7 protein-coding genes and 1 pseudogene are annotated in these 4,367 nt (G+C 41.4%); 2 read left to right on the plus strand and 6 right to left on the minus strand.

The window, feature by feature from the left end; genetic code table 11:
- Positions 1 to 286 (minus strand): transposase (locus NE536_RS22385; RefSeq protein ID WP_261274065.1); only part of this gene is annotated, 286 nt, incomplete at its 3' end.
- A gap of 68 nt (positions 287 to 354) precedes the next feature.
- On the opposite strand from NE536_RS22385, the pseudogene NE536_RS22390 reads away from it, so the two are divergent.
- Positions 355 to 612: pseudogene (locus tag NE536_RS22390) on the plus strand (recombinase family protein); the annotation flags it as partial.
- A 158-nt stretch (positions 613 to 770) separates the two neighbouring features.
- Here the strand turns inward: NE536_RS22390 and NE536_RS22395 are convergent.
- Entirely contained in the window at positions 771 to 1,187 is a 417-nt protein-coding gene (locus NE536_RS22395) for a four helix bundle protein (RefSeq protein ID WP_261274067.1), read from the minus strand.
- Between NE536_RS22395 and NE536_RS22400 the strand changes: the two genes are divergently transcribed.
- A complete protein-coding gene (locus NE536_RS22400; RefSeq protein WP_261274068.1) occupies positions 1,167 to 2,471 on the plus strand; it encodes an RNA-directed DNA polymerase in 1,305 nt (434 codons plus the stop codon). The genes NE536_RS22395 and NE536_RS22400 overlap by 21 nt on opposite strands.
- On the opposite strand, the gene NE536_RS22945 is transcribed toward NE536_RS22400, so the two are convergent.
- The 4 genes from NE536_RS22945 to NE536_RS22415 all read right to left on the minus strand — a co-directional run.
- Positions 2,414 to 2,599, minus strand: coding sequence for an adhesion domain-containing protein (locus NE536_RS22945; protein ID WP_107686077.1), 186 nt, complete (start codon positions 2,597 to 2,599; stop codon positions 2,414 to 2,416). The two genes, NE536_RS22400 and NE536_RS22945, sit on opposite strands and share 58 nt — an antisense overlap.
- Before the next feature lie 172 nt (positions 2,600 to 2,771).
- On the minus strand, positions 2,772 to 3,263 hold the full coding sequence (locus NE536_RS22405) for a hypothetical protein (RefSeq protein ID WP_190332761.1): 492 nt from the start codon (positions 3,261 to 3,263) through the stop codon (positions 2,772 to 2,774).
- A 93-nt stretch (positions 3,264 to 3,356) separates the two neighbouring features.
- Positions 3,357 to 4,034 (minus strand): Lcl domain-containing protein, encoded by a 678-nt coding sequence (locus tag NE536_RS22410; RefSeq protein WP_425347546.1) that lies wholly within the window; start codon positions 4,032 to 4,034, stop codon positions 3,357 to 3,359.
- A 146-nt stretch (positions 4,035 to 4,180) separates the two neighbouring features.
- A partial coding sequence (locus NE536_RS22415) for an OmpA family protein (protein WP_261274069.1) occupies positions 4,181 to 4,367 on the minus strand: 187 nt, incomplete at its 5' end.

A 4,367-nucleotide genomic window follows, 5' to 3' on the forward strand; every position in this document is an offset into this window, starting at 1 on the left:
ACATCAATAGAGCCGTAGCCTTTTTTAAGATTTCTTTCTCGAGATTTATCCGCTCAATTTCACGTTTAAGTGCCCTGATTTCAATTTGTTCTGGTGTCATTGGGGAGGCTTTAGGTGCATGCCCTTGGCGCTCAACTTGAAGCTGTGTTACCCACTTACTGACCGTCGATTTACCCACGTTCATAGCTTTTGCCGCTGCTTCTTGGGTGTAGCCTTGATCAACGACTAATTGAGCTGTTTCAAGCTTAATGGCTGCGCTATATCGAGCACGTTTACTTTTATTCATGTTGTCACCTAAATGGGTTATGAGAGGATCATAACATTTCTTATTAGGTGGCCAAATTCACTATGCCACTACATTTAGCCGCGGCAATGGCCAGAGATGATTACGAGACAAGAAGAAAGCGACAAGCGCAAGGCATCGAAAAGGCCAAAACCTTAGGCAAATACCTTGGGCGTCAGCCAGACCATGGATTAAGGCAAAATATTCGGTTACTACTCGATGAAGGGAAAAGCTGGTCACAAGTTCAGGGTCTGCTTAAATGCAGTCGTTCTACCATTGCCAAAGCAGCTAAGTTGAATGAGCTAAAAACCGATGAATCAATTATCTAAAGATTTGATTCATTCTAAGGCAATAAAAAATGCCCCGTTGGAAGGAATATACGGGGTGAAATGGGTCAGTTTTATGGCTCGCGTCAATCAGTCTGGTCTAGAGTTATTCACTAGCTCATTTTTGGACAGAAACGTTTCAATCTGCCAGCAGCCCTAATCTAAGCACATCCACTTGGAGAAGAAACAGGTGGATTTACTTCGAGAGCTTTTCCTTGGAACCATTTTCGCCATCCTGTAGCTTGTCTTGATACATGCCCAAGTTGTTCAGTCAAAGTAACCAGAGCGCCATGAGGTAAGAATTTTAATTCCCAAGCTAACATTAATAAACTTTGTACGGTTTCTAAAAGCGCACTAAGTTCTAGTAATAAATCTAGAGCTCGCAATATTCCTTCCGGAGATTTTCCGTACAAATTAGCTTGAACAGAATAACGAATACACTTCGTGAGTTCGTTGAGGATTTGCTCTCCGGTTGTAAAGCGAAATGCTTTGGGCAAGTGTTGATGTTGGTTCCAATACAGTTTATACAACTTTTGTAAATCATAGTAGAGACGATTATGACGAAACTCTTTATTCAAAATTCAAACCTTAAATATCACCATCAACTCGCAGCAGAGTTGCTGCAATGTGTAAAAGCTTCGGGAAGCAGTCAACAAAAATCTGCTAACGCTTTAAAATTCCCCAAACTATGCCATGAGCTGTCAACCGAAATCTTAACTAATACATATCAACCTTACTCTTATCATCACTTTGCAATCACGGAACCTAAACTTAGAGAAATATATGCCCCCGCATTTAGAGATCGCATAGCTCAAATGTGGATTGCACTACAAATGGCACCTATTATGGAAAATCAATTCATTAATGACACCTATGCCAATAGAAAAGGTAAAGGAACTCTTGCTGCTATTGCAAAAGTTCAAAAACTAATGCGCCAACCAAGACACACTTGGGGGCTACAGCTCGACATTTACAGTTATTTCAACAGCATTAATAAAAAAGAGCTTCTGACGCAACTATACAATCTCATTTACAATTCAAATTTAAGCGCATTGCGCCAATATTGCCTAGCAAATCTGATAGAAAAGATCATAGAACAGGATGCCACGAAGCTACAAAACGAGCGAACTGGAGACCAATACTTACTTAACCAAATCCCGCTCCATAAGAAACTACAGTTTAACAATACGCAACAGGTTGGGTTGCCAATCGGTAGCGTTACTAGCCAACTCTTCGGTAATTTTTACCTTAACAACCTTGACCACGAAATAAAACACACACTGAAGGTTAAGGGGTACGTTCGATATATGGATGATTTATTTATCCTATCTGATTCGCCTGAAAAATTGCAACAATGGAAAGAGCATATTGAATGGTATCTCACTTCACACCTGCAATTAAAATTACATCCTACAAAGGTGCATTTAGCACCTATTGAGGAGGGTTTTGATTACTTGGGATTCCGTGTATTTCCCCATTATAAACATATTCGCAAAACCACTATTTCATCACTAAAAGAGCGTTTGCGCTACTTTAATTCGATTCTAGACTCTGGTGCGACAAGCGTCTTTTTAAAATCTAGACCAAGTCGGGGGAGATGGAGTAAGAATGGCATCCATTACGCGCCATTTTATACCCAACTAAAAGCCATGCAATCAACAATCAATAGCTATTACGGACTACTTAGTCAAGCCAATCATTGTCAATTGAGAAAGCAAATATATCATAAGAATTTTGGCGAACTTAAACGTTATTTATTACCCAATAACGGTTATTACAATCACTTCACCATAAAGAAGGGTCTTCACTTTAATAAGATGGCTCCGGATACTTTATGTTGGCCTGAGACGCAGGATGCGTAGTTCGTGTTGCTCGGATTGTTGCTGTTGACGTTGCCATTGTTGAGGTTCACGTTGTAATAGTTAGAACCATCAGGAGTCGCCGACCAATAGTTGTTGTTGGTAGGCCAACCGCGCGCGTTTGCATTTATTGTTTAACTCGAAGTGTTGCCTTTCGACTCGCTTCCCTTGAATACCCATAAGGTCATAAATGCCGATAACATACCAGGGCCCACATGTTAACACCTTAACGTTAACATTCTCTGAGCACGACATTGTCGCTATGTTCCCTGTTGATTTTCCGAGAACCATCTTATTAAAACGTTATATCGCTTGCTTGACAGCAATCAACAACCAATCTGATGAAGAGCTTGAAGCTTCCGTCATCATCACTTTATTGACGATTGCTTCGGGTAAAAATAATCGAACATATCGACGATTTAACAGATCGTCATCACAAGGGTTACAAGGTGATTTCTCTTCAATATCGTCCATTTGAGCACGCTGCTCTTGCCTCCAAGACTCCCACTCAGAAAAATCGATGATTATTTCTAACTCAATAACAGCCTCTGTACCTATGTCAATTCCAGCTTGCTTTAATGATTCTATAGGAAGCCCACCATACAACACCTCTCTTCCATTCAATTTCTTAACCTTTTTCCTTAACACCTTCAATGTCGGTAATTGGTCCTGTTTAGATACCCACTGCTGCCAACCAAAGAGTGATTGCTCATAGAAACGTACAAACATCCCCTCTTTTATGCCAACAATACGTTGACTGCTTTCAACCAATGCTAATTTAGTTTCAATATTCACCTATCTTCCCCCTTTTAAAAAGTGCCAGATGCAACTCTGACACTTCAAAAACTAAAATTAAAAATTAAAACGTTAAACTCTAAACGCTCAACTTTAAGGATTTGAGACGCAGGATACGTCGGCCGCGACGCTCGGACGGATGCTGTAGACGTAACCATCGTCGAGGACCACGAGGTAATAGTTAGAACTATCAGGAGTCGCCGACCAATAGCTGTGGTAGGTAGGCCAACCGCGCGCGGTAAACATATTAAGATATACGTCGTATAGCTCCATTTTTAACTCGTCTCTTTCCGCTAAACGCCAGTTAGTTCGTCCGCCGAGACTAAGGGTGTTGTAGGTATCGCACAATGCATTTGCGTTATTCCAGTCGAATCTGTAGAAATCACCAGCTGGGCCGTAAGTTCCAACTTCAGTATAAATATCGTTTGTAGCACTACCGCCAATGCTGTCTAAGTAGGCCACTGATGGTGAATTGGTAAATAACTTACCGCTACCGGTATCGAAAATATCAAGGCATGCGTCGGCTGTGTTACACACAGTGACATTCACCGTATTGCTGGTGATACCATCTTTACTGGCAGTGAGTTCAGTTGCACCTTTCGTGTTACCCGTTACTAAACCAGAAACGGATATGCTCGCGATTGTTGGGTCTCCAACAATCTCCCACGTTACCGAATCACTGACGTCTCTCTCGGCTCCATCATCGTATTTAGCCACCGCGACCAACTGTTGTGTGCGACCTTCTAAGACCGAAATTGGTGAGGGGGTCACCGTAATTTCAATCACTGTCGCATCTATTGGTGGCTGAGGTTGAGAACTGAAAGCGCCTTCTGAATTACAACCAGTTAATAACGTTAGTAGTGGAAAAACCACTATTGCAAATAGAGATTTAAAATATTTATTCATAGTAATACAACCTATTCTTGAAACTGGAAGCTAGTGATGGTGATTTCAACTCGGCGATTTGCAGCTCGTCCTTCTGCAGTATTGTTATCTGCAACAGGTTGAGACTCACCTTCACCTCTCCACTCAAGTTGTGTCGGTGTGACACCCAATTCAATCAGCTTATTGACAACCGCTTGAGCACGATGCTCAGAAATGTTT

Origin of the sequence: Shewanella septentrionalis, assembly GCF_025370265.1 — a bacterium.
GTDB classification, from domain to species: domain Bacteria; phylum Pseudomonadota; class Gammaproteobacteria; order Enterobacterales; family Shewanellaceae; genus Shewanella; species Shewanella hafniensis.